The organism is Vibrio sp. 16, assembly GCF_963681195.1.
Classification (GTDB): domain Bacteria; phylum Pseudomonadota; class Gammaproteobacteria; order Enterobacterales; family Vibrionaceae; genus Vibrio; species Vibrio sinaloensis_D.
The window spans coordinates 2,709,809-2,732,864 of the sequence record NZ_OY808997.1 but is presented as its reverse complement, the minus strand read 5'-3'; the positions used below and the strand labels follow the sequence as shown (position 1 = coordinate 2,732,864).

The 23,056-nt window shown below is 44.0% G+C and carries 21 protein-coding genes; 14 read left to right on the top strand and 7 right to left on the bottom strand.

What is annotated here, in order from left to right; genetic code table 11:
• Window positions 1-151 precede the first annotated feature (151 nt).
• From aroQ to U9J37_RS12500, 11 genes are all read left to right on the top strand, one after another.
• A complete protein-coding gene (gene aroQ / locus U9J37_RS12550; RefSeq protein ID WP_005471140.1) occupies window positions 152-601 on the top strand; it encodes a type II 3-dehydroquinate dehydratase in 450 nt (149 codons plus the stop codon).
• A 96-nt stretch (window positions 602-697) separates the two neighbouring features.
• Complete coding sequence (gene accB, locus U9J37_RS12545) at window positions 698-1,162, top strand: acetyl-CoA carboxylase biotin carboxyl carrier protein (RefSeq protein ID WP_005470939.1); 465 nt, start codon at window positions 698-700, stop codon at window positions 1,160-1,162.
• A 15-nt stretch (window positions 1,163-1,177) separates the two neighbouring features.
• A complete protein-coding gene (gene accC / locus U9J37_RS12540; RefSeq protein ID WP_005471164.1) occupies window positions 1,178-2,521 on the top strand; it encodes an acetyl-CoA carboxylase biotin carboxylase subunit in 1,344 nt (447 codons plus the stop codon).
• Between the two features lie 136 nt (window positions 2,522-2,657).
• On the top strand, window positions 2,658-3,545 hold the full coding sequence (gene prmA, locus U9J37_RS12535) for a 50S ribosomal protein L11 methyltransferase (protein ID WP_005471073.1): 888 nt from the start codon (window positions 2,658-2,660) through the stop codon (window positions 3,543-3,545).
• 138 nt (window positions 3,546-3,683) lie between these two features.
• Window positions 3,684-4,646, top strand: a complete 963-nt coding sequence (gene dusB / locus U9J37_RS12530) for a tRNA dihydrouridine synthase DusB (RefSeq protein WP_043886778.1) — start codon at window positions 3,684-3,686, stop codon at window positions 4,644-4,646.
• 73 nt (window positions 4,647-4,719) lie between these two features.
• Window positions 4,720-5,016: a DNA-binding transcriptional regulator Fis gene (gene fis, locus U9J37_RS12525; protein ID WP_000462885.1), complete on the top strand. Its 297-nt coding sequence runs from the start codon at window positions 4,720-4,722 to the stop codon at window positions 5,014-5,016.
• Between the two features lie 99 nt (window positions 5,017-5,115).
• Window positions 5,116-5,778, top strand: coding sequence for a hypothetical protein (locus U9J37_RS12520; protein ID WP_005470933.1), 663 nt, complete (start codon window positions 5,116-5,118; stop codon window positions 5,776-5,778).
• An 87-nt stretch (window positions 5,779-5,865) separates the two neighbouring features.
• A complete protein-coding gene (locus U9J37_RS12515; RefSeq protein ID WP_005471010.1) occupies window positions 5,866-6,087 on the top strand; it encodes a helix-turn-helix transcriptional regulator in 222 nt (73 codons plus the stop codon).
• Window positions 6,088-6,090: 3 nt separating this feature from the next.
• Window positions 6,091-6,321, top strand: coding sequence for a helix-turn-helix transcriptional regulator (locus U9J37_RS12510; protein WP_005470995.1), 231 nt, complete (start codon window positions 6,091-6,093; stop codon window positions 6,319-6,321).
• A 139-nt stretch (window positions 6,322-6,460) separates the two neighbouring features.
• Entirely contained in the window at window positions 6,461-7,090 is a 630-nt protein-coding gene (locus tag U9J37_RS12505; protein WP_005471138.1) for a YagK/YfjJ domain-containing protein, read from the top strand.
• A gap of 75 nt (window positions 7,091-7,165) precedes the next feature.
• Window positions 7,166-7,771, top strand: coding sequence for an HGGxSTG domain-containing protein (locus U9J37_RS12500; RefSeq protein ID WP_083794644.1), 606 nt, complete (start codon window positions 7,166-7,168; stop codon window positions 7,769-7,771).
• A gap of 79 nt (window positions 7,772-7,850) precedes the next feature.
• Here the strand turns inward: U9J37_RS12500 and U9J37_RS12495 are convergent, their stop codons facing one another.
• The 4 genes from U9J37_RS12495 to U9J37_RS12480 all read right to left on the bottom strand — a co-directional run bounded on the left by U9J37_RS12495 (window position 7,851) and on the right by U9J37_RS12480 (window position 14,754).
• Window positions 7,851-10,799, bottom strand: coding sequence for a type I restriction endonuclease subunit R (locus tag U9J37_RS12495; RefSeq protein ID WP_005471033.1), 2,949 nt, complete (start codon window positions 10,797-10,799; stop codon window positions 7,851-7,853).
• 163 nt (window positions 10,800-10,962) lie between these two features.
• Window positions 10,963-12,249: a restriction endonuclease subunit S gene (locus tag U9J37_RS12490; RefSeq protein ID WP_005471147.1), complete on the bottom strand. Its 1,287-nt coding sequence runs from the start codon at window positions 12,247-12,249 to the stop codon at window positions 10,963-10,965.
• 12 nt (window positions 12,250-12,261) lie between these two features.
• A complete protein-coding gene (locus U9J37_RS12485) occupies window positions 12,262-13,806 on the bottom strand; it encodes a type I restriction-modification system subunit M (RefSeq protein ID WP_005471148.1) in 1,545 nt (514 codons plus the stop codon).
• A gap of 189 nt (window positions 13,807-13,995) precedes the next feature.
• A complete protein-coding gene (locus U9J37_RS12480) occupies window positions 13,996-14,754 on the bottom strand; it encodes a hypothetical protein (RefSeq protein ID WP_005470955.1) in 759 nt (252 codons plus the stop codon).
• A gap of 306 nt (window positions 14,755-15,060) precedes the next feature.
• On the opposite strand from U9J37_RS12480, the gene U9J37_RS12475 reads away from it, so the two are divergent.
• Window positions 15,061-17,130: an RNA/DNA-binding domain-containing protein gene (locus U9J37_RS12475; protein ID WP_005470964.1), complete on the top strand. Its 2,070-nt coding sequence runs from the start codon at window positions 15,061-15,063 to the stop codon at window positions 17,128-17,130.
• Between the two features lie 272 nt (window positions 17,131-17,402).
• On the opposite strand, the gene U9J37_RS12470 is transcribed toward U9J37_RS12475, so the two are convergent.
• Window positions 17,403-17,861: a hypothetical protein gene (locus U9J37_RS12470; protein WP_043886759.1), complete on the bottom strand. Its 459-nt coding sequence runs from the start codon at window positions 17,859-17,861 to the stop codon at window positions 17,403-17,405.
• Between the two features lie 90 nt (window positions 17,862-17,951).
• Window positions 17,952-19,184 (bottom strand): tyrosine-type recombinase/integrase, encoded by a 1,233-nt coding sequence (locus U9J37_RS12465; protein WP_322413826.1) that lies wholly within the window; start codon window positions 19,182-19,184, stop codon window positions 17,952-17,954.
• A 402-nt stretch (window positions 19,185-19,586) separates the two neighbouring features.
• Here U9J37_RS12465 and U9J37_RS12460 point away from each other — a divergent pair, with 402 nt between their 5' ends.
• Window positions 19,587-20,564, top strand: coding sequence for a GGDEF domain-containing protein (locus U9J37_RS12460; RefSeq protein ID WP_005471124.1), 978 nt, complete (start codon window positions 19,587-19,589; stop codon window positions 20,562-20,564).
• On the opposite strand, the gene zntR is transcribed toward U9J37_RS12460, so the two are convergent.
• A complete protein-coding gene (gene zntR / locus U9J37_RS12455; protein WP_005471139.1) occupies window positions 20,551-21,006 on the bottom strand; it encodes a Zn(2+)-responsive transcriptional regulator in 456 nt (151 codons plus the stop codon). The genes U9J37_RS12460 and zntR overlap by 14 nt on opposite strands.
• Before the next feature lie 275 nt (window positions 21,007-21,281).
• Between zntR and purH the strand changes: the two genes are divergently transcribed.
• Window positions 21,282-22,874 carry a bifunctional phosphoribosylaminoimidazolecarboxamide formyltransferase/IMP cyclohydrolase gene (purH, locus tag U9J37_RS12450; RefSeq protein ID WP_005470976.1) on the top strand — a complete coding sequence of 531 codons (1,593 nt, stop codon included), beginning with the start codon at window positions 21,282-21,284 and terminating at the stop codon, window positions 22,872-22,874.
• The last annotated feature ends 182 nt before the right edge of the window (window positions 22,875-23,056 follow it).

The following is a 23,056-nucleotide window of genomic DNA, read 5'->3' as shown; positions in this document are numbered from 1 at the left end:
ACCAGTAAATTGCTGCTAAATGCGCTGAATTAGCTATAATCTGGGTCTATTTCAAAGATCCAGCCAAATTTCTTACAAAGAAACCATGCTGAATCGACGATAATATGGGAATATCTAAGTTCGACTCATGTACTAGGAAGATAGCGACATAATGACAGCAAAATCACGCATTCTTGTCTTAAACGGTCCAAATCTCAACCTGCTAGGGCTACGTGAACCCGCTCATTACGGTTCTCAAACGCTTTCGCAGATCATTGATTCCCTGACCGAACAAGCACAACTTGCCAATGTAGAACTGGAACATCTACAGTCAAATCGCGAGTACGAACTGATTGAAAAAATCCACGCAGCGTATGGCAACGTGGATTTTATTATTATCAATCCAGCAGCGTTTACGCACACCAGTGTCGCGCTACGTGACGCTCTACTGGGCGTTGCCATCCCATTTATCGAAGTGCATTTATCCAATGTGCATGCTCGAGAACCTTTCCGTCATCACTCTTACCTGTCTGATAAAGCAGAAGGGGTGATTTGTGGTTTAGGAGCTCAAGGCTATGAATTCGCATTGTCGGCAGCCATTAACAAGTTGCAGGCAAGCTAACCCAACAAACGTTAAAGTCACTGGCTATTAACGTCACAGAATCACTCTGCAGCTCTATTGAGCTGTCTTATTCACAAGATAAAAGAGAAAGAAAAGATGGATATCCGTAAAATCAAGAAGCTTATCGAGTTAGTAGAAGAGTCTGGCATTGCTGAGCTAGAAATCTCTGAAGGTGAAGAGTCGGTACGCATCAGTCGTAGCGGCAGCGCAGCACCTGCAGCGCCAGTTCATTACGCAGCAGCGCCAGCACCTGTAGCAGCTCCTGCTCCAGCGGCAGCACCGGCACCTGCCGCAGCTCCAGAAGCAGCAGCGCCAGCGACACCAGCGGGTCATCAAGTTCTTTCTCCAATGGTAGGTACTTTCTACCGTTCTCCAAGCCCAGACTCAAAAGCATTCATTGAAGTGGGTCAATCTGTTAACGCTGGCGACACACTATGTATCGTTGAAGCGATGAAGATGATGAACCAAATCGAAGCTGACAAGTCTGGCGTAGTAACAGCTATCTTAGTTGATGACGGCCAACCAGTTGAATTCGACCAACCACTTGTTGTTATCGAATAATAGAGGCTCTCTCTTATGCTAGATAAATTAGTCATCGCGAACCGAGGTGAAATCGCACTTCGAATTCTTCGCGCATGTAAAGAATTAGGCATCAAAACGGTTGCTGTTCACTCAACAGCAGACCGCGACCTAAAACACGTCCTATTGGCAGACGAGACCGTATGTATCGGTCCTGCTCGCGGTATCGACAGCTACCTAAACATCCCTCGCATCATTTCTGCAGCAGAAGTGACAGGCGCTGTAGCGATTCACCCAGGTTACGGTTTCTTATCTGAAAACGCAGATTTTGCCGAGCAAGTAGAGCGCAGCGGCTTTATTTTTGTGGGTCCTAAAGCCAACACCATCCGCATGATGGGTGACAAAGTGTCTGCGATCACAGCAATGAAGAAAGCTGGCGTTCCTTGTGTTCCTGGCTCTGACGGCCCGCTTGATAATGATGAAGTGAAGAACAAAGCGCACGCGAAACGCATCGGCTACCCAGTGATCATCAAAGCCTCTGGTGGCGGCGGCGGTCGTGGTATGCGTGTGGTTCGTAGCGAAGCTGAACTGGTTGAAGCTATCGCTATGACGCGTGCAGAAGCGAAAGCAGCGTTCAACAATGACATGGTTTACATGGAGAAGTTCCTAGAAAACCCTCGTCACGTTGAAGTTCAAGTGATTGCTGACGGTCAAGGCGGTGCTATCCATCTAGGTGAACGTGACTGTTCTATGCAGCGTCGTCACCAAAAAGTTGTCGAAGAAGCGCCAGCTCCAGGTATTACTGAAGAAATGCGTAAATACATCGGTGAACGTTGTACTCGTGCGTGTCTAGAAATCGGTTACCGCGGCGCAGGTACATTCGAGTTCCTATACGAGAACGGCGAATTCTACTTCATCGAAATGAATACTCGTATTCAGGTTGAGCACCCAGTAACTGAAATGGTAACAGGCGTCGACCTAATCAAAGAGCAGCTTCGCGTTGCAGCGGGTCAGCCTCTGTCATTCACGCAAGATGACATCAAGATTCGCGGCCATGCGATTGAATGTCGTATCAACGCGGAAGATCCAGAGCGCTTCCTACCATCTCCGGGTAAGATTGAACGCTTCCATGCACCAGGCGGCATGGGCGTACGTTGGGAGTCGCACATCTACACGGGCTACACAGTCCCACCTCACTACGATTCAATGATCGGTAAACTGATCACATTCGGTGAGAACCGTGATGTAGCAATTGCTCGTATGAAGAACGCACTGGGCGAGATGATTGTTGAAGGCATCAAGACTAACGTGCCTCTGCAAGAAATGATTATGAATGACGAGAACTTCCAGCACGGCGGTGCGAACATTCATTACCTAGAGAAAAAACTGGGTCTGCAATAAACCTAGATTCTCTCGCTTAAACAAATGCTCACTTCGGTGGGCATTTTTGTTTAGGGCATTTAATAACCTATAAAAATGGCCAATTTCTGCTACACTCTGCGCCAAATCACATCAATCAAGTAAAGAGCTGATACTCATGCCTTGGATTCAAATCAAACTCAACGCGACCAATGATAACGCTGAACAGATCGGCGATATGTTAATGGAAGAAACGGGCGCCCTTTCTGTTACCTTTCTAGATGCTCACGATACCCCTGTATTCGAGCCTCTACCGGGTGAGACACGCTTGTGGGGTGATACTGATATCCTTGCACTTTATGATGCAGAAGCTGACACCAACTTCATCATAGAGCAAACTAAGCTCAGCGGTTTACTTCCTGAAGGCTTTGCTTACAAAGTTGAGCAACTTGAGGATAAAGACTGGGAACGCGAGTGGATGGATAACTTCCACCCAATGAAATTTGGTGAGCGTCTATGGATTTGCCCAAGCTGGCGTGACATCCCTGAGCCTGACGCGGTCAACGTAATGTTAGATCCAGGTTTGGCCTTTGGTACTGGTACTCACCCTACTACCGCTCTCTGTCTTGAATGGCTAGAAGGCTTAGATTTAACGGGCAAAACCGTCATCGACTTTGGCTGTGGCTCCGGTATTCTCGCGATCGCTGCGATCAAGCTTGGTGCTGAGAAAGTTATCGGGATCGATATTGATCCTCAAGCATTGCTCGCCTCTAAAGACAATGCCGAGCGTAATGGCGTTGCTGACCAACTGGAAGTATTCCTTCCTCAAGATCAACCTGAAGGACTGATCGCCGACGTTGTGGTAGCGAACATCCTAGCAGGTCCTCTGCGCGATCTTTCGCCAATTATTAAGTCATTGGTGAAGCCAAATGGTGAGCTCGCAATGTCCGGCGTTTTGGATACGCAAGCGGAAGATGTTGCTAACTATTACCGTGACGAGCTTCACATTGCTCCTATCAAAGAGCAGAGTGAATGGTGTCGCATCTCTGGTCGCAAGCAAGGCTAGATAAGACTTTGCGAGTTAATTGACTGATTTTTGGGCATTTTGCGAAAACAATTTGTAAATGCTCAAATATTAGTCTTTTCACGGCGCTAAAAAATGCGTAAAATGCGCGCCCTTACTGGTCCTAAGCTGTTTGATATTTTGAAAATCGGAAATTACCAACTTAAGAACAATCTCATCGTTGCCCCTATGGCAGGTGTGACGGATAGACCATTCCGAGAGTTGTGTCTCCGCTATGGTGCAGGTATGGCCGTCAGTGAAATGATGTCGTCTAATCCGAAACTATGGAAAACCTCAAAATCAAAGCAGCGCATGGTACATGAAGGCGAATCGGGCATTCGCTCTGTACAGATTGCGGGTGCTGATCCACAGCTTATGGCCGACGCTGCTCAGTTTAGTGTTGAAAACGGTGCGCAAATCATCGATATCAACATGGGCTGTCCAGCCAAAAAAGTGAATAAAAAGCTAGCCGGCTCTGCGCTACTACAGTATCCAGATATCATCGAAGATATCCTGAAAGCTGTGGTGAATGCAGTCGATGTTCCTGTGACATTAAAAACCCGTACTGGCTGGGATACAGACAACAAAAACTGTGTCCAAATCGCTAAATTAGCCGAAGACTGCGGCATACAAGCTCTCGCCCTTCACGGACGTACCAAAGCATGTATGTACAAAGGCGAGGCCGAATACAACAGCATTAAAGCGGTCAAACAAGCGATCTCTATTCCGGTTATTGCTAACGGTGATATCGATAGCCCAGAGAAAGCAAAATTTGTCCTAGAGTACACTGGGGCAGACGCTTTGATGATTGGACGCCCTGCCCAAGGTCGTCCGTGGATTTTTCAGGAAATCCAACACTTTTTGGAAAACGGCACGACGATGCCTGATCTTCCCCTTGCGGAAGTGAAAGACATCCTGCTTGGTCATGTGAATGCACTCCATGAGTTTTATGGAGAGTATTTAGGTCCACGTATCGCGCGTAAGCACGTGGGTTGGTACCTAAAAGAACATGAACAAGCAAGTGAGTTTCGCCGTACCTTCAATGCCATCGATGTAGCAGAGCTGCAACTTGAAGCATTAGAAGGTTATTTTGATTTAGCCTAAATATTTGCGGCAATTGCTGCAGATATGACGGGTTTAACGTTGCATCATAATTAAGAGAAGAGCTAGACCGAATATGTTCGAACAAAATCTGACTTCAGAAGCATTAACAGTAACTACAGTAACGTCACAAGACCAGATTACTCAAAAGCCTTTACGTGACTCTGTTAAAGCATCTCTTAAAAACTACTTGGCACAACTAAACGGCCAAGAAGTAACAGAGCTATACGAATTAGTTCTAGCTGAAGTTGAACAGCCACTACTAGATACTATCATGCAGTACACTCGCGGTAACCAAACTCGCGCAGCAACGATGATGGGTATCAACCGCGGTACTCTTCGCAAGAAACTTAAGAAATACGGCATGAACTAATCGAGCATAGCCAAAGCCTTATGTAGCAAGCCGCTAGAGAGAGATCTCTAGTGGCTTTTTCTTTATATGTACCCCCATATGTACCCCTAGGTGTTTCTTATGCTTATCTCGAACTCACTTCAAGAACACGCAATCAAAGTACCTCCTATCAGATACGAGAGCGCTGACACGCTTACTATTGGTGATATCGAAATCGTGAACTGGCAACGAACAAAGTCACTCGAAGAAATAGAAGCAGAACTCCCAGATTCCTTCGAGCAAAAACTCGCAAGTAAATATGTACGCTCCGTGCTAAGAGAAAAAATATATCAGCGACCGGATCTTGATAAGTTACGAGAGAACATTCTTCACCGGCTCTCAAAACATGAAGACATCATTAAAAGAGATAAGCAAAAAGAAGCTCTTGATGAATTTGAAAAAAAATACTTCCGAAGTCTTGTAGAGCGCATCATTGGTGGCTGCGTAGTACAAGCCCCATTCCTCCCAGCAATTCAGAAAGCTAAAGAGTTCGCGAAAGAGCTCTACACACAGTGGAATGTAAAGGATGTTCAAGTCGGCACTATGATTAGCTTTATTCAGAGCAGCTGTAAGAGTAATTTATTCAATGGTATGTCTAGCCTATCGCATAATACCTTACGCAAAATCATACAACCTTATGCACCAAAATCAGCTTTTCGAAAAGGTCGTAGCAGCCCGTCGAACATTGCCGCTCTCGAACTGGAAGCGAAGCGATTATTTGGTACAGAAGCTTTTTTATTTTAAGTACCAAGGCTAGCTGAATAGACGAAAGCATTTCTCCTCGTTGGCAAACTCAAAACCATTGAAAACAAGCCAACACATGGTAAAGAAATGCTTAAACATACAGCTCAGAACCTCAATTTACCCTTAAAACCTACCGACCGTCTTATTCGAGAAGAAGAGCGGCGAGCCCTTACGTCTATATCTCGCTCTCAAGCATGGGTTCTTGAGCAAAAAGGCCAGTTCCCTAAGCGGAGAAAACTAGGAAATCGCTCTGTCGCGTGGGTACTGTCTGAAATCATGGAATGGATTGAAACAAGAGAGGGGGCTTAATTCATGGGTAAAACACGTTACTACGATTACAGCCGTGCGATGACCCAAGAAGCGCCAACAAAGATCGTAACTAAAAAGCAGCTAGCACAAGAAACAGGAAAAAGCTTATCCACTATTGGGAGAATGATAAAGGATGGGCGAGTTCCAGAACCGTTAAGAACCCCTAGAGGTAATACTGGCGGATGGTTCAGGGCAACAATTAATAAGTGGTTAGAAGAACAAGAAACCCAATAAGACGCCCAAAAGCTACCTTTTGACCGCTTTTGATTACGCTAACTAACATTGTGATCTCTGATAAATTAGCAACAATCCAGAGTGGTCAAAGATTTGAGATGTGTATTTCCCTTAAATATCGCAGGTTACTATATATTGTATGTGCCAGATCCTAAACCATCCGTCAAAGAAACATCTTGCTTACTTTCTATATCAAGATCACCCTCATCTAATCTTTAATAGCAAGAAAGGCATCATTCCTGAGATCTTAAATAAGTCTTTTAAGCTGGTGGATACTATGCTCACTTACTATAGCAAAGTGACGGCTGTGTTTGTCCAACTCCACCAAGCTCAACCAACCGAAGATAACCAGTTGCTAACCATTATGCTCCAAAGGTTAAAAGCAGCGTTAAAAAAACACTATCGCTGTGAAGTTGGATATTTTTGGGTTAGAGAACAAAACGATGCTAACTCCCAGCACTACCATATGATTGTGTTACTTAGCGGTCATAAGTGTCAACAAAGTCAACTGGTAGATACTGCTTCCGGCAACGCTTGGAAGAGCATTCACCCCGACAATTTCAGGTTTAAACCTAAAAATCGCATCTATCGAATAAAGCGAGACGGGAGTTATCGTGAGCTTAGAGCTTTAAGAATGCGTATGAGTTACATGGCAAAAAGAGAAGGGAAAAACACAATAGCTTCGAACGTGAACTCATACCAATGCTGCCGCTTAAAGAAAAATTGCAAATTGCTAAGTGAAAACTTTTCTTCCAATCAAACCCCATGAACCGAGCTATAAATTAGCTTTTCAACCGAACAAGATTCCGCCACTCCCAGAATTTAAGGATCTTTTTGACGAAAAATGACACAAAAACGTTTCGACTTATCGACTCTGCCTCTGTGTGGAGCGACAACAACATCAGGCACACCATGTAAACGGCGCGGTTCAAAAAACAATGGCAGATGCAAATTACATGGAGGGCAGTCTACTGGACCGAGAACTAAGTCAGGGAAATTAAAATCAAGCCGTAATGCGGCAAAGAAAATGCCAACTTGGGCTATGTGCAAAATCACTGATAAAGAACAAGCCCTATTCAATCAAGCTTATCAAGCCTTACAAGTAATAAAGACTCTTGGACCAAACATCCCTAAATATGGTGATACAACCCTAAATACAGTCGTTGAAGTGAACAGGGAAGCTCTAGAAGTAATGAAATTCGCAATACTGCAAGAGTTCGGTATGCAGGACTTTATTTTGTTACAAGCTGCTTTAGACCAATACTACCAAGACTCGGGGGCCCCTCACTTAGAGTGTCACGTGCATTACACTCTATTTAGCCATCCACAGTTCAATCGCTGGCGATCTCAAAGGCAAAGTGACTACTTGGATGAGTATCTAGATAAGGCTGCTACAAAGGAAATGAGGAAGCTTGAACGCAACTTCAAGAAAATGCAGTTAGGACAGTAGCTATGGCAGGTTTTATACCGTAATTTCACTTTTGCGTCGCTGGTGGCTTTCCACCAGCGGCTCTTACCTTACCTAGGTTTTAATGAAAACCTTCGATAAAGGTCGCAGCGAACCCTTTCAGCCGCTCTGCGATACGAGGAAGGATTGTGCGGCGTGTTCTGAAGGTCATCTTCTCTGTTGTTAGCTGGGCGATATCATCCGACTTCAAGCTGTCTACACTCATACCGTTCTCGATGTTCGTCACCATTTCGCTGAACTTATCGGTGTCCAACTTCTCTTCTTCTGCTATCAGGCTTAGCTCTTTTTGCTTCTGCTCTTCGATGTACTCATCAAACTCAGCACCTTGCACTAAGCCTTGCATCGACTTCTCAATAAAATCTTCGATGAGAGAACGCTTGCTATACAAAGTCGGTTCAGTAGCCAGTAAGTTAGCGATAACTTGGCGCTTCTTCTCTTTTGCTTCGTCACAAGACTCTTCGAACATGGTCATTAGTAAGTGACGAATATAGCTAACGTTGACTTCATCACGTTGGAGTAGCTCTAGCTCAAAATCGATGTCCGCTAAGATAGACTCTTTATCAGCAGGCCCTTTCTTGAGTTCACGGGCTAAATCGCTGTATTTAGAGGCATAGTCAACGAATTCTTGCTCAGACATACCAAGCGTTTCAATGTCGAAATCGCTAAATGTCTCAAGTTGGTTCTTTAACCGCATCAAGATGCGGAACTGCTTAATAAAGCCTGCTTGCATGTCTTCGTCAGGCAAGTCATCGACACTTTGCACGTCAGGAGCAATTGCTTTCAACGCTTCAAGTGCTTTAGCAAAGTCCTCGGTCAAGCCGTTAAGGTCTGGAACTTCAATAAACTCGATTGGCTGTTTATTTGAGAACAGGGTAAATGCTTCGTCCGCTTGTGGCTTAAGGTTGCGGTAACACATAACATTACCATGCGACTTCACTGTGCCATTTAAGCGGTTGGTGCGGGAGAAAGCTTGCACCAAACCATGATATTTAAGGTTTTTATCGACATAGATGGTGTTTAAGCCGGGGGCATCAAAACCTGTAAGGAACATATTCACCACTAGCAAGATATCCACTTCACCGTTCTTCGTGCGGTTCGATAGATCCTTGTAGTAGTTGTAGAAACTGTCGGTATCTTGGGTCGAATAGCTTGTACCAAACTGTCGGTTATAGTCTTCGATGTAAGCATCTAGCTTGTCTCGGCTATGAACTTTGGCGTTGGCTTCCGCTAAGCCTTTGACATTGACCTCACCTTCGAACTCTTCTTCCTCATTTACACCGTAGCTAAAGATGGTGCCGATATTGAGCTTATGTTTGCCCTCTTCTTTAAGGGCTTTGAATGTGTCGTAGTAGGTGATGAGATCAGGCACACTTGCCACACACAGCATGGCGTTAAACTTGCGTTTGGTCTTATGACCGTGGATACCGATGATGTGCTCACACACTTGTTTAATGCGCTTTGGAGAGCTAAAGAACTCGGCGACATCGATACTGCTTACGTCGACATCCATGCTGTCATTTTTATGTTTTAGCTTGCCGTAATACTCAATAGCAAATGGAAGCACGTTGTCATCTTTGATCGCATCAACAATCACATAGCTATGAAGGCGTTCACCAAACAGATCTTTTGTAGTTCGCTTCTGTGTGCCTTTGCCTTCGACTTTTTTAGCGGTCGCATTGTCAGCGAAGATAGGTGTCCCCGTAAAACCAAATAGCTGTGCTTTTTCAAAGAAGTCGACGATGTTTTGGTGTGTTTCGCCAAATTGGCTACGATGGCATTCATCAAAGATAAAGACCACTCGCTCTTGGCGTAAGTGCTCAACCTGTCCTTTAAAGCGAGGTTTGGTTATCAGGTTATTAAGCTTTTGAATTGTAGTGATGGTGAGCTTGTTGATGCGATTGACTTTATTACTGTAGATCGGTGCATACTCAGCAACTTGTGGCAGCTCTTCACCGTCGTTGGCACTACTATCTTTGGTGTTTAGCGCTTTCTTCGCCGTGTTCTTTGGTGGAGGTGGTCGAGAACCGAGGAACTGATTCAGAAGGCTCTTAGTGTCACCCGTGCTGTCGACACTGCCTCTTAAAAAGGCATCAAACTCTTTTGCAGTTTGGTAGTCGAGATCTTTGCGGTCGACCACAAATACCACTCTATCCACATCTTCAAGTGTAGAGAGGATCTGGGCGGTTTTGAAGCTAGTCAGCGTCTTACCACTGCCTGTCGTGTGCCAAATGTAACCGTGGTTATTGTTGGTTTTAACCTGACTAACGATCGCTTCTACCGCATAGAATTGGTAAGGGCGTAGCACCATCAAAAACTTACCTGACTCATTCTGCACAATATAACGGCTGAGCATCTTAGTCAGATGAGGTCGATTTAAGAACGCATCAGCAAACTGAGGCAGCGAGTTAATCTTGTTATTTTCAACGTCCGTCCAGTGGAAAGTCTGCTTAAACGAAAGATCACGGTTATTAGAGAAATATTTGGTGTTAACGCCGTTCGAGATAACAAACAACTGTACGTAGTTGAACAGCCCGCCTTGCGCACCATAGGTATGTTTGTCGTAGCGTTTTATCTGATTGAAAGCTTCCGCCAATTCAATGCCTCGGCGTTTTAGTTCAATTTGAATTAGCGGTAAACCATTCACCAAGATGGTGACGTCGTAGCGGTTCTCGTACGTCCCTTGAATGGTGATCTGATTGGTCACTTGGAAGTGGTTCTTGCTGGCATCATCAAACAATAAAGTCAGGTAGTCGGTGGTGCCATCTTCACGAGTGACATCCACCTTGCCCTTTAAGCGCTTGGATTTATCGAAGATGCTGCCTTTTTCAAGCTTGATGAGCACACTTTCAAACTCACGCTCTGTTAGCGTGACGCTATTGGCTTTCTCAAGCTGAGTTTTTAGGTTCGCCTTCAGCGCCTCAGCGTTACCAATATCAACAGGTTTGAAATCGGCAGCGATAAGCTGATCGATTAGCTCTTTTTCAAGTTGTGCTTCTGATTGTGTGCTCATAATTCTTCTTTTTATAAATCCAACTAACGGTTACCTACTTTTTAACGCAGATAATTGGGCTGTCAACAAGGCAGCAATTGATCGAAGCCCTACGAGCATAGCTTGCCTATGTGACTAGGGTGAGGGAAAGCCACTAACACCGTTGACGGTTCAATTAGCAAAGTTAAACGAACATTTGTTGTAATAAACCCCTCTTCCACTCTTTAGCTTTTTCAAACTCGGAGTTGGCGAGGTCGAGCTTCTGGTCGATAGATGAAACAAACTGAACGATTTTGTTTTGCTCTTCAATACATGGCACTGGAATCGGCATTTTGAAAAAATCACTTGTTGTGATATTCATTCGGTCATGGCGGGCACCAAAATTTGCAATGCTATTCATGTAGCGATGCCATTTTGTAGTTTTAAAGAAATACTCAAGATAGCTTAGGTTCACGCTCTTGTTCACTGTAAAAACAGTGTATAACGGAGACATGACTCCGACATCTAGCTTATTTCTGTTAATCGGTCCTACTGGTGCTGGGATAGATATCCTAGGGTTGTAAACAAAGTCATTAGGTTTTACCACATAGTAGCCATCTAAATTACTCTGGTTCGCAATGTCCCTGTCAAAGTAATCAGCTTGATGAATAATGCCTTGTGTCGCTGAATTTGTGAGAACAGCACTTACGCTAGTGTCTTTGTTTTTGACCGTAGATTTCTTGCTCAGTTTACCAAGTTCAATCTCTTCCCAATCAGAAAACTCGCTACCGTCAGCTGCTTTAAAGCGCAATGTCGGCGGGACAAAGGTTAGCTGCCCATCTTGCTCTTCCCATTTACCATTGAACAATTGCTGCATCACACCTTTTTTGTACTCGGCGAGCTTGTCTTTTTTCTCTGCTAGTAGGGCGATCTTCTCATCGACTTTTGATAAGAAAGAGGCGATTTTTTGTTGTTCTGGAATACAAGGAGGTAGGTCAATATTGACGGCTGATAGTGTTGCTTGACCGACGTTATAACGAGTGCTACCACCACTCTTAGTAGTAACTTCTTTGCGAGCTTTATCTGTTTTCAAAAGATAGTTCATGCAAACAGAGTCAAAGTCGCCAACCTTTTTTCCTCGAATAACAAAACCGCCAAATGTAGCAACGTTCTTCTTATCCAAATAAACGTTAGCCTGTCCCACTTCCTCTCTAGTCTCAGAGCTTCTTTGGAACAGGATATCGCCATATTCAACGATATTCTTTTCAAACTCTTTGTTTTCTACATCAACAGAGCCAACTATTCGATCGTAAGTGATATAGTCATTCTCAATAATATCCATTACGTTAATAAATTTAACACCACGTCCGTATTGCTCTCTTGATGCATTGATACCATTTTTAAAGGTCATCAATTCGCCTAGCTCAATTGCTTGCCAATTCTCAGAAAACTCTTCAAACCTTAGCTTCGGCACATTCATTTGTTCTGTCATATGATACCTACTTTAGAATGGTGCCTTGATGTTTAGTTGAGAACAGAAGTCGGCAATATCTGCATCCACTGAGTGCATTTTGGTCTCTAGCTCAGCAAGTTCAGAGGCTACCGTATCCAGAGCAACAGGCTCTTCCTCTTCAAAGGTATCAACGTAACGAGGGATGTTGAGGTTGTAATCGTTTTCTTCAATCTCAATAAGCTTGGCAACGTGGGCAAACTTTTCAACAGATTCACGTTTGCTGTAGGCTTCAACAATGCGCTCAACGTCGTCATTACGCATAAAGTTTTGTGCTTTGCCTTTTTCGAAGTGGTTAGATGCGTCGATAAACAGCACGTTATCATCGTTCTTACGATTCTTCTTAAACACTAAAATACAAGTCGGGATACCTGTACCGAAGAAGATACCCGCTGGTAAGCCAATCACGGCATCTAGGTAGTTCTTTTTCTCGATAAGGTGCTTACGGATATGACCTTCTGCCGCACCGCGGAATAGGATGCCGTGAGGAACAACGACCGCTAGCGTGCCCGTTTCATTCAATTGGTGAATCATGTGAAGAACAAAAGCGAAATCAGCTTTCGATTTAGGGGCAAGCTTGCCGTAGTCAGCAAAGCGTTCACTGTTTAAGTGCAGTTCGTTAGCACTCCAGTTCGCTGAAAACGGAGGATTTGCCACGACCGCATCAAAACGCTGCTCTAGGTGCATTGGATGCTCTAGCGTGTCATCGTTTTTGATGTCGAATTTATCGTACCGCACACCGTGCATCAGCATATTCATACGAGCAAGGTTATAAGTGCTTGGGTTTTGCTCCTGACCACAAAACTCAAGGTTGTGGCTGCCGACTTCACGAGCAACACGCAGTAGCAATGAGCCTGAACCACAAGTAGGGTCGTATACCGATTTCACATTCCCATTTAGGCTAACAAGCTTTGCGAGGATCTTACTTACCTGTTGCGGGGTATAGAACTCACCCGCCTTTTTACCCGCACCAGAAGCAAACTGACCGATAAGGTATTCATAGGCATCGCCCAGCAAATCAATCTCGGTATTTTCTAGGTGGAAGTCGATGTTATCGAGGTGAACCAAGACCTGACTAATTAGCTTATTACGTGCATCTGGATTTTTACCCAGCTTGCTTGAGTTAAGGTCTAACTCTTCGAACAAACCGTTGAAGTCGTCGGCAGAATCCGCCGCTGTGGTGGATTGTTCAATATCAGCAAGAGTGCGATCAAGCTCATCGATAATAAACTCTTGCTTCTTACCACGCCCTGCTAGGCTAGAGAAAAGCTGCTTAGGCGCAATAAAGTAGCCTAGGTTTTCAACACACTCTTCACGTAAGTCATTGAGTAGTTCTTTATTATCAACAGCACCAATAAAGGTAATGCCATCTTCGGCAAGTAGCTCATCACAGTAGCGGTTTAGCTTGTCTGATAAATACTTGTAGAAGATAAGCCCCAGAATGTAGTCACGAAAGTCGTCTGCTGACATATTGCCACGTAGTGTGTTGGCGATGTTCCAGAGCTGTTTTTGAAGTTCTTGTTGGTGTTGTTGAACCATGGTTTACCTGTTGTGGTATGTATTAAGTATGGGATAGTGAGAGATTGTACCAAAACTAGAAATGCTCAGTTTGTTTCTTATCACGCTAGTGCAGTCTTGAGGCGCAACTAAACATGCAATTGAGCCGAAAGCTCGGCTCAAAAGAAGTGACACATCAGAAAGACTCATCGACAAGACATGAGCGGCATACTAGTGTGAATCTGCGTAAACTGCTTTTCGAATATCGGAAAGGTGAGCATACAGCTCGTGAACTTGAGCAACTGTAGATGTCAGTTTTACAAAGAGAACTTTGAAGCAAAGATAAAACTCATTGATCAGAGGTGTATCACAGCAGGTATTTGCTAAGCCGGGTAAGAACACCTCTGGGAATTCATCTGGGTCTCCCCCATATAAGTCACCGAATTCATCCAGAGCAGATTCCAAATCATCACTGTCTAGTTCATCACTCGAAAGGAAGCTCGCATACTCAGATACAATAGCCTCAGTAATAGAGATAAATTCTTTTAATGACTCTGGTGTAGAAGATTGTCCGAATGGTGATTTGTGAATAACTTCTTTCACGGCATCTAGATAGATATCTAGAGCATCCTCTGGCTCATCAGATTTGAAATCACCGTCAGGATCCAGTTCGAGGTCAGCCCAAAGTTTAACTAGCTTAGCTTCCGCTAGTTCAGAATTCTCATCTATTTCCTTATCGCTAAAACGCTCACGGTATACTCTGTCAATGTCACATTCATACCAGTTAGCAACAAACAAGAAATCTTGTTTAACTTGCGCCATGATGACACCTTGCGATTCAGCCAACTCTTCTAGTTCTTGAATAAGTTCAACTGTAATTTTCTGTCGTTCAAGAAGAGAGGCAAACTCTCGTCGTTCCATCATTAATGGAGCGATTGCATTCTTGCTTTCTTCCAATAATCGAGAAAAGGCATCAGAATCGAAACGCATGGACTATCCTTATTTTGCTTACAAAGCTAATCAAAAAGTATTAAGTGAAACGATATGTGCAATCTTACACCTAACATAAACACACACCATAACCTTATGTACATTGCTTAGACCAATTCACATTTCTACATAGAAGAACCTAGTGAAAGTGGTCCATATTTGCTTCCAATCACACCAACTCTTCACTTATATAGTGATAGATCCATGAATCAATAAACTTGCTCTTACTGTTCCAAAAAAAAACGATTCTCAGATACAATCAGTAATCAGAGCCCCACCCACCAGCCCAAAGATTTAAGGAATGAAATGACCACTTCCATCCAAGATATTATCGACTTACAAATACTGGCGGAGTCCTCTGAGATCGAGTTTAAACTTGCAGGTGGCAAAAATGGTAAGGGGCAACTACCCAAAGACTTTTGGTCTAGTTATTCCGCAATGGCAAATGGTCGAGGTGGTTGGGTAATACTTGGTGTAAAAGAGACAGACCGAGAGTTTACTCCTGTGGGTGTAACAGATATTGAGAAAGTCCGAACCGACCTTTTTAACCAGCTTAGTGATCGTGACAGAGTAAGTGTGAATCTACTCTCTGAGGAAGATGTTCAAGTTGTAGTAATGGATGGCAAAGATGTTCTCGCCATCCATATTCCACCTGCAACCCGAAAGCAAAAACCTGTTTATCTAGGAAAGAACCCTATGGGTGGCAAGACCTACGTTAGGCTCCATGAAGGCGATAGAGTCTGTGATGAAGAAACCGTTAAGCGTATGCTTGCTGAACAGCTCAATGATTCACGAGACAACGAGGTTCTATCTGAGCATTATTCCTTTGATGATGATATTGACGTTACAACACTTAATGCTTACCGAAATCTTTTAGCTTCCCACAACCCAGATCATCCATTTTTATCTTCAGATCTGTTTGATTTTTTTAAACAAATTGGCGGGTGGCGTAAAGACAGAGAAACGGGTAAACAAGGTATCACGGTAGCTGGTATTTTAATGTTTGGTACATGGGATGCGATTACCTCTGTACACCCTGACTACTTCGTTGATTATCAAGAAAGACCAGAAGCAAAAACAGAATTAAGATGGATTGACCGTGTTCATTACGACGGGACTTGGTCTGGAAACTTATTCGACTTCTATCGAAAGGTTTATCAACGCCTAACCGCTGATCTAAAAGTGCCATTCAAGCTAGAAGATGGCCAGCGAAGAAATAATACACCTGTTCACATCGCTTTGCGTGAAGCTCTTATCAATAGTCTCGTACACGCTGATTTTACTGTCCGTGTACCATTGCTAATAGTGAAGCGCCCGGATCTCTTTGGCTTTCGTAATCCGGGGTTAATGAGAATTCCCCTTGAAGATGTTATTGATGGTGGGCTGAGCGATTGCCGCAACCAAACACTACAAAAGATGTTTCTCTTAATAGGCCTCAGCGAACGAGCAGGCTCTGGAATACCTAAGATTTACAGTGGATGGAATGATGCCAAGTGGAGAAAGCCAAAATTTACTGAAAGGCAGTCACCTGATCAAACAATATTAGAGTTAAGCACTGCGGGGCTAATCCCACAGGAAACAATGGAGCAACTCCATGCTATTTTTGGCGATGACTTTTACTCGTTAGATGAACTTGAGACTAAAATCGTAGTCAGTGCCGCTGTAGAGGGGTGGATTAACCATGAACGAGCTTGTGAGCTAACTGAAAAGCACACCCGTGAAGTTACTCTAATCCTGCCTCGGCTTGTAAACAAAAACTTTTTAGTAGCGGCTGGAGAAAGCAAGCACAAGTACTACACCCTGCCCGGTGTAAACAACATTCCAACTCCAGATAATGTTTTTGCTGCCTCTGCACTACCAGAGAAAGTAGTGCCTAATATCGATTTAGACATAACGCATAGCGACGACAACATAACGCATAACGACGACAACATAACGCATAGCGACGACAACATAACGCATAACGACGACAACATAACGCATAGCGACGACAACATAACGCATAAAAGCAGCAACACAACGCACAACGAAGATACTAAACCAAGAGATCAACATGGTCGCCTGTTATCGGAACTACTGTCTAAACCGATCATTGATGACCTAGAGCAGCTTCAGCAAGACTTCTATGAGGAGTTAAGCAGCCTCGCTTCACCTGTGAAAGCAAAATCTAGAACATCAAAAGAGCAAATGAAGGAAGTCATTGCTGAACTGTGCACCGGGCATTTTATAGAAGTAGCGCAGCTCGCATCATTATTGGGTAGAACAAATCAAAGTATTAGACAGAACTACTTGAAGTCAATGGTAGAGGATGGTGTTTTAGAATTAGCGTTCCCACAATCACCGAGAACACCTCGTCAGGCGTACAGCACTAAATAGACAAGTTCATTCCCGTGCCCCAAATATCGAAAAACCTCAATGATACTCACCGAGGTTCCAACGTCGACCGGGCACTCCCGATCCATTTGTCATAAGTATAGAAAATAAGATCTGCGTATAGCTATGTCTTTGTTAGCTGGTGGCTTTAGTACCACCAGCAATTCAAAATGCCCTCTACTAAGGTAAGCAATATTCCAACGTCAGATAATATTACGCTGCCTCTACACTACCCGATGAAGCAACACATATTTTCTTGCTTGGTCGTAACGCTCCTAGAAAAGAATCGCTACATTAGAGTCAAACCAATCTCTTAACTCATTGCTTTCATCCTTAAACCAAGCTCTTAGCTCTTCTTTTTGATAGATGAAATATGGAGTTCCGTGTACTGGACCACGATACCCCCGATGATAGACTATGTCTTGACCAGCAGGAACAAGGAATGTATCGCCATCACCTAAGCCGATGCTTATATAGTGGTGCTTAAACCTTAACTCATCGTGAAGTTCCTTTAGCTCCTGCGTAGCAGCAAGAACTAACTCTCCACCCCAGTGTTGACTTGAGCCACAATATTTGGAGATAGAACTCTGGCTTACCCACCATTCCTTGAGTTCGTTTCGCTCTAAATGGGGGAACCAAAAATACTGAGCACTAGGTTCTTCCTCAAAGAAAAAATCATATTGGATCAGCACTAGCAATTCCGACTCAGCTCTTTGCAGGACACTAGTTTTCATTTTTCACTCCCACAATCAATGTGAGTACCGTAGAGTTCATAACCGACTACAACCGCTACAAGTTCTTGAACTCGATTCTTATAATTCAGTTTAGACATTTGCAATCCTGATTGGCACTACGTTTTCATGCTCACCAACTAGTATATCCAAATGCTCTATCCAAATAGTCAACGCTGCTGACTTTTCAGGGATATATTGACTGCGGTTATAAATTTGCATAATCCCTCCTAAACTATGACCTAGTAGTTGCTCAACAATATGAGGTGCAACACCTAATTCATTCAGTCGAGTAGCCATCGTTCTTCGTAGATCATGTAAAGCCCACTTATCTTCATGTCCCATTTTTTTCCAAAGCATGCGTCCATATTGACTAACTGCTTCAGGTGTTTTTACTTCACCTAAAATAGGTTCTGATTTGTTTGCCCCATCTTTAAGTTTAACTAACCACGATTGAATCTCTTTAGGTATTGGACGAAGTATCTTATCTCCACCTTTGCTGTGATCTTTTGGCACAGTCCATAGCATCTCTTCAAAGTCCCACTCAGCCCAAGTTGAGAGGCGAACCTCCTGCGTCCTAGCACCAAAAATAATCAATATCCTCAATAAATTACGATAATACTGATTATCAAACAGCCCCTCTTCGGTCACTAGAGACCAAACGTCTTTCAATTCTTTAACCGACAATACACGGTCTTTTTTCTGCTGTTTGTTACCAACATCAGAAATAGTTAAATCGTCCAAAGCTCGATTAAAAGCATACTGACGAACACGACAAAACCTCAACGCTTGCTTCGCATTCTGTAACACATAACCAGCAGCGACAGGAGCAGGCCGTTGCTTACCTACAATTCCCTTAGTAATTCGAGCAAAGCAATCAACCCAGTGGCGTGTTTCCGTTTGCGCCAAAGGTAATGAGCCTATGTATGGGTAAATATGTTTTTGAAACTGAGCTCTATGCTTTGAGGCATTCGCGCGATTATCTTCAGCATAGTTAACTAACCAATACTCTAAGGCATCTTTTACGGAAACAGGTTTTAGAGTTTCATTGCGAACAAGCGAGCGCTGGTGGCTCGGGTCATAGCCTTGAGCTAACCACTCTCGACACTGCTGAGCTTCTTCTCTTGCTTTCAATAAAGAGAGAGCTGGATAGTCACCAAGATCCAGCCGACGGCTCTTTCCATCAATTTTATACCGGTACTGCCAACGTACTTTGCCTTTTTCAGATACTCTCGCACCTAAACCTGCACCATCAGTCAATACAAAACCTTTCGAATGACTCTTATTTAAGACAGTTTTTAGATTTTTATCGAATAGCTTACCCATAAGACCTCTTTTCGGGGTTCATAGACCGTTTCCATGTACCCCCATATGTACCCCGAGATCATCATAAGACAGAAAACAAGCAAAAACAAACGAAGACAAAAAACAACTCAAGTCATTGTTTTAATTTAAATTAAAATAACAAATAGGAACAAAGCAAAACATACAAAAACAAGGATTCAGATAATACGGCATGAACTAATTCGTTAGTGCATTATTTCTGACTTTGGAAAAGCCGAATCTTACCGATTCGGCTTTTTCTTTTCTGTTAGTCCGAAATTTTGTAGCTCGTACCGAACGTAGTACTTATTGACTAAATTATAATCAAAGTGTGATCTATTGAGATTGATCACAACAACCACCCTTATATAATGGTCAATTCTTTGGTGATCTGGATTGAACTACATGATTGATATGCAACGGGAAGAATGGCTTCAGCTATTGCTGAATGAGCTCCCCGAACAGCTATTTGTACTCGATCAATATGGTCAATTTGTCGAAGGGTTTGGTGGTACGTTCCACGCAACTCGCCTAGATACGTCAAAGACAAGCTCTCTGAGCACAACTCTAAGCAAGCCTAAAGCAGAAGAATTACTGCAAGCACTCAACAGTGTCCTTAAATCTCAGAAACCAAGCGTCATTCAATACGCCATTTCGCCTCTCGACTGCCAACAGCTCTCAATTGAAGAGTTGGATCAACTGCATGGTGAAGCCTGGTTTGAAGCAACAATCAAGCCGCTTTGCACGCTTGCAGGTAGGCAATATGTTTTGTGGCAAGAACGAGATATCACCGATGCTCATCAGCGTGAGCAAACTTTAAAGCGTCTCTCTGAAACGGATGAACTGACTAAGGTTCTCAACCGCAGAGCTTTCATGTTAGAGCTCGATCAAGCCTTTATGGCAGCCAGACAAGCTAAAGAGCACGTCAGTTGCTTGATGATCGACATCGACCATTTTAAAGAGATCAATGATCAAGTGGGTCACTTGTCGGGAGATGAGGTGATCGCTCACGTCGCACGCATCTGCCAACAGCAGATTCGTTCTAGCGATGCTATTGGCCGATTAGGAGGAGAAGAGTTTGGCATCATGCTCAGCAAGATTGGCGCAATTCAAGCCTATGATATTGCTGAACGTATTCGTGAATCGATCGAAACGACGCCTTGTGAAGTAGACGGCAAACTGATCTTCCCTACCGTCAGTATTGGTATTGCCGAAGCTGACGACACGCTTTCTGATGTCAAAACCTTGTTGGTTCAAGCAGACAAAGCCATGTACTACTCCAAGCATACTGGCCGCAATCAGGTCACGATCTATTATGCCAACCTGCCCAATATGAAAATCGACTCGGACAGCAATAAAACCAAAATCCTTATCGCTTCTTAACTTGAGCCACCTCATCACAGCACGATTCGCTGTGTCGCTCATCGTCCGCCAACGCACCAAGTATCGAGCAATGACTCGCATCATCATCTACGTGGCCGCAGCAAGCATCATTTATCTTCCGTAACGCACTGCGAATTCTGGTCAATTCACGGATCTTCTCATCAATCAGCCTCAATTTAGCCGTAGTGATCGCTTTTACCTCAGCACAACTGTGCTCGGTTGCCTCGAGTTTTATCTCTAAAAGCTCTTTAATTTCATCCAAACTCAAGCCTAAATCTTTTGCTTTCAAGATGAAGCTGACTTGCCGCTGGTTTTCCTCATTGTACAAGCGATAGCCCGACTCACTGCGGCCTGCGGGGTTTATTAGCTGATTTTTCTCATAAAACCGAAGCGTATCTGCAGTCACACCGCAGCGTTTCGCCAATTCACCAATCTGAAACATAATTGTCCTAATTAACGTTTTCGTTACGTTTAAAGCCAAAAAGCGAGTTATTTGCAATTATTTTTGCGATGCCAAACGATTGCGCGAGCTTTTTTGTAATAAATTGGTTAGAATACGCGCCATCAATCTCAGAGACTGTTTCAATAGCAATAGTGCTAACAAAGGTCTTTACCAAAACTGGCCAATATTTTACTGCTCATTCAACGAGCAAAGTAAAAACAAGTTCATTTTTGGCAAACATCTTTATCTTACTGTGACTTTGAGGAAATAGAAGCATGAGTAACGCTCGTCCTATTCGCCGCGCACTTATCAGCGTATCAGACAAAACTGGCATTGTAGAATTCGCTCAGGCACTCGCTGAACGCGGTGTCGATATTCTATCAACAGGTGGTACGGCTCGCCTACTGGCAGAAAAAGGCATCTCTGTAACGGAAGTCTCTGACTACACTGGCTTCCCTGAAATGATGGACGGCCGCGTTAAAACTCTACATCCTAAAGTTCATGGTGGTGTTCTAGGTCGCCGTGGTCAAGATGACGACGTAATGGAAAAGCACGGCATCAACCCAATCGACATGGTTGTAGTAAACCTTTACCCATTCGCAGAAACCGTTGCTAAAGAAGGCTGCACGCTAGCGGACGCGGTAGAGAACATCGACATCGGCGGCCCAACTATGGTTCGCTCTGCAGCGAAAAACCACAAAGATGTGACTATCGTGGTTAATGCACACGACTACGACCGTGTTATCGCTGAAATGGACGCAAACGACAAGTCTCTGACTCTAGACACTCGCTTCGACCTTGCTATCGCAGCATTTGAGCACACAGCCTCTTACGATGGCATGATTGCGAACTACTTCGGCACTATGGTTCCATCATACGGTGAGAACAAAGAGGGTGACGAAGAGTCTAAATTCCCACGTACTTTCAACCAGCAATTCGAGAAAAAGCAGGACATGCGCTACGGTGAAAATAGCCACCAAGCAGCCGCTTTCTACGTTGAATCAAACCCTGAAGAAGCATCAGTATCTACTGCTCGCCAAATCCAAGGTAAAGCTCTTTCTTACAACAACATCGCTGACACTGACGCAGCCCTTGAGTGTGTGAAAGAGTTCGACGAGCCCGCTTGTGTCATCGTTAAACACGCAAACCCATGTGGTGTAGCACTGGGTAAAGATATCCTAGAAGCTTACGACCGTGCTTACCAGACTGACCCAACGTCTGCATTTGGCGGCATCATCGCGTTCAACCGCGAACTTGATGCAGCAACAGCATCTGCGATTGTTGAGCGCCAATTCGTTGAAGTGATCATCGCCCCTTCTGTATCAGCTGAAGCCGTTGAAGTGGTTTCAGCTAAGAAGAACGTGCGTCTACTTGAGTGTGGCGAGTGGACAACTAAGACAACTGGCTTTGATGTGAAACGCGTGAATGGTGGTCTACTGGTTCAAGACCGTGACCAAGGCATGGTAACTCTCGATGACCTTAAAGTGGTATCTAAGCGTCAACCAACAGAAGAAGAGCTAAAAGATGCGCTATTCTGCTGGAAAGTTGCAAAATACGTGAAATCAAACGCAATTGTTTACTCGAAGGGTGACATGACAATCGGTGTAGGCGCAGGCCAAATGAGCCGTGTTTACTCTGCGAAAATCGCAGGCATCAAAGCTGCAGACGAAGGTCTACAAGTCGAAGGCTGTGTAATGGCATCAGATGCATTCTTCCCATTCCGCGACGGTATCGACGCGGCTGCAGAAGCGGGCATCAAGTGTGTGATTCAACCAGGCGGCTCTATGCGTGATGACGAAGTTATCGCAGCAGCAGATGAACACGGCATGGCGATGATCTTTACGGGTATGCGTCACTTCCGTCACTAATTCTCTTGTCATCATTGGGGCGGTAACTGCGTTGACTACGCTCGCTTGCCCTAATCACATAGCGAGCTATGCTCATAGAGATAAGCTCGCTTGTCGCCTTGTTAGCGCTCCCACTGATTTAAAGAGACCTCGAAGAGTTGAATGACGTAAGCACCAACTACTTTGAGCAAACTGATTATTAA

What these genes read in the sequence shown, in the direction of transcription:
- U9J37_RS12465 (WP_322413826.1), bottom strand. Translation starts at nt 19,184, where the DNA reads ATGGGTAAGCTATTCGATAAAAATCTAAAAACTGTCTTAAATAAGAGT.
- accC (WP_005471164.1), top strand. Translation starts at nt 1,178, where the DNA reads ATGCTAGATAAATTAGTCATCGCGAACCGAGGTGAAATCGCACTTCGA.
- purH (WP_005470976.1), top strand. Translation starts at nt 21,282, where the DNA reads ATGAGTAACGCTCGTCCTATTCGCCGCGCACTTATCAGCGTATCAGAC.
- U9J37_RS12480 (WP_005470955.1), bottom strand. Translation starts at nt 14,754, where the DNA reads ATGCGTTTCGATTCTGATGCCTTTTCTCGATTATTGGAAGAAAGCAAG.
- U9J37_RS12470 (WP_043886759.1), bottom strand. Translation starts at nt 17,861, where the DNA reads ATGAAAACTAGTGTCCTGCAAAGAGCTGAGTCGGAATTGCTAGTGCTG.
- U9J37_RS12510 (WP_005470995.1), top strand. Translation starts at nt 6,091, where the DNA reads ATGGGTAAAACACGTTACTACGATTACAGCCGTGCGATGACCCAAGAA.
- U9J37_RS12490 (WP_005471147.1), bottom strand. Translation starts at nt 12,249, where the DNA reads ATGACAGAACAAATGAATGTGCCGAAGCTAAGGTTTGAAGAGTTTTCT.
- U9J37_RS12500 (WP_083794644.1), top strand. Translation starts at nt 7,166, where the DNA reads ATGACACAAAAACGTTTCGACTTATCGACTCTGCCTCTGTGTGGAGCG.
- U9J37_RS12495 (WP_005471033.1), bottom strand. Translation starts at nt 10,799, where the DNA reads ATGAGCACACAATCAGAAGCACAACTTGAAAAAGAGCTAATCGATCAG.
- U9J37_RS12485 (WP_005471148.1), bottom strand. Translation starts at nt 13,806, where the DNA reads ATGGTTCAACAACACCAACAAGAACTTCAAAAACAGCTCTGGAACATC.
- U9J37_RS12460 (WP_005471124.1), top strand. Translation starts at nt 19,587, where the DNA reads ATGATTGATATGCAACGGGAAGAATGGCTTCAGCTATTGCTGAATGAG.
- zntR (WP_005471139.1), bottom strand. Translation starts at nt 21,006, where the DNA reads ATGTTTCAGATTGGTGAATTGGCGAAACGCTGCGGTGTGACTGCAGAT.
- aroQ (WP_005471140.1), top strand. Translation starts at nt 152, where the DNA reads ATGACAGCAAAATCACGCATTCTTGTCTTAAACGGTCCAAATCTCAAC.
- prmA (WP_005471073.1), top strand. Translation starts at nt 2,658, where the DNA reads ATGCCTTGGATTCAAATCAAACTCAACGCGACCAATGATAACGCTGAA.
- U9J37_RS12505 (WP_005471138.1), top strand. Translation starts at nt 6,461, where the DNA reads ATGTGCCAGATCCTAAACCATCCGTCAAAGAAACATCTTGCTTACTTT.
- U9J37_RS12520 (WP_005470933.1), top strand. Translation starts at nt 5,116, where the DNA reads ATGCTTATCTCGAACTCACTTCAAGAACACGCAATCAAAGTACCTCCT.
- accB (WP_005470939.1), top strand. Translation starts at nt 698, where the DNA reads ATGGATATCCGTAAAATCAAGAAGCTTATCGAGTTAGTAGAAGAGTCT.
- fis (WP_000462885.1), top strand. Translation starts at nt 4,720, where the DNA reads ATGTTCGAACAAAATCTGACTTCAGAAGCATTAACAGTAACTACAGTA.
- U9J37_RS12475 (WP_005470964.1), top strand. Translation starts at nt 15,061, where the DNA reads ATGACCACTTCCATCCAAGATATTATCGACTTACAAATACTGGCGGAG.
- U9J37_RS12515 (WP_005471010.1), top strand. Translation starts at nt 5,866, where the DNA reads ATGCTTAAACATACAGCTCAGAACCTCAATTTACCCTTAAAACCTACC.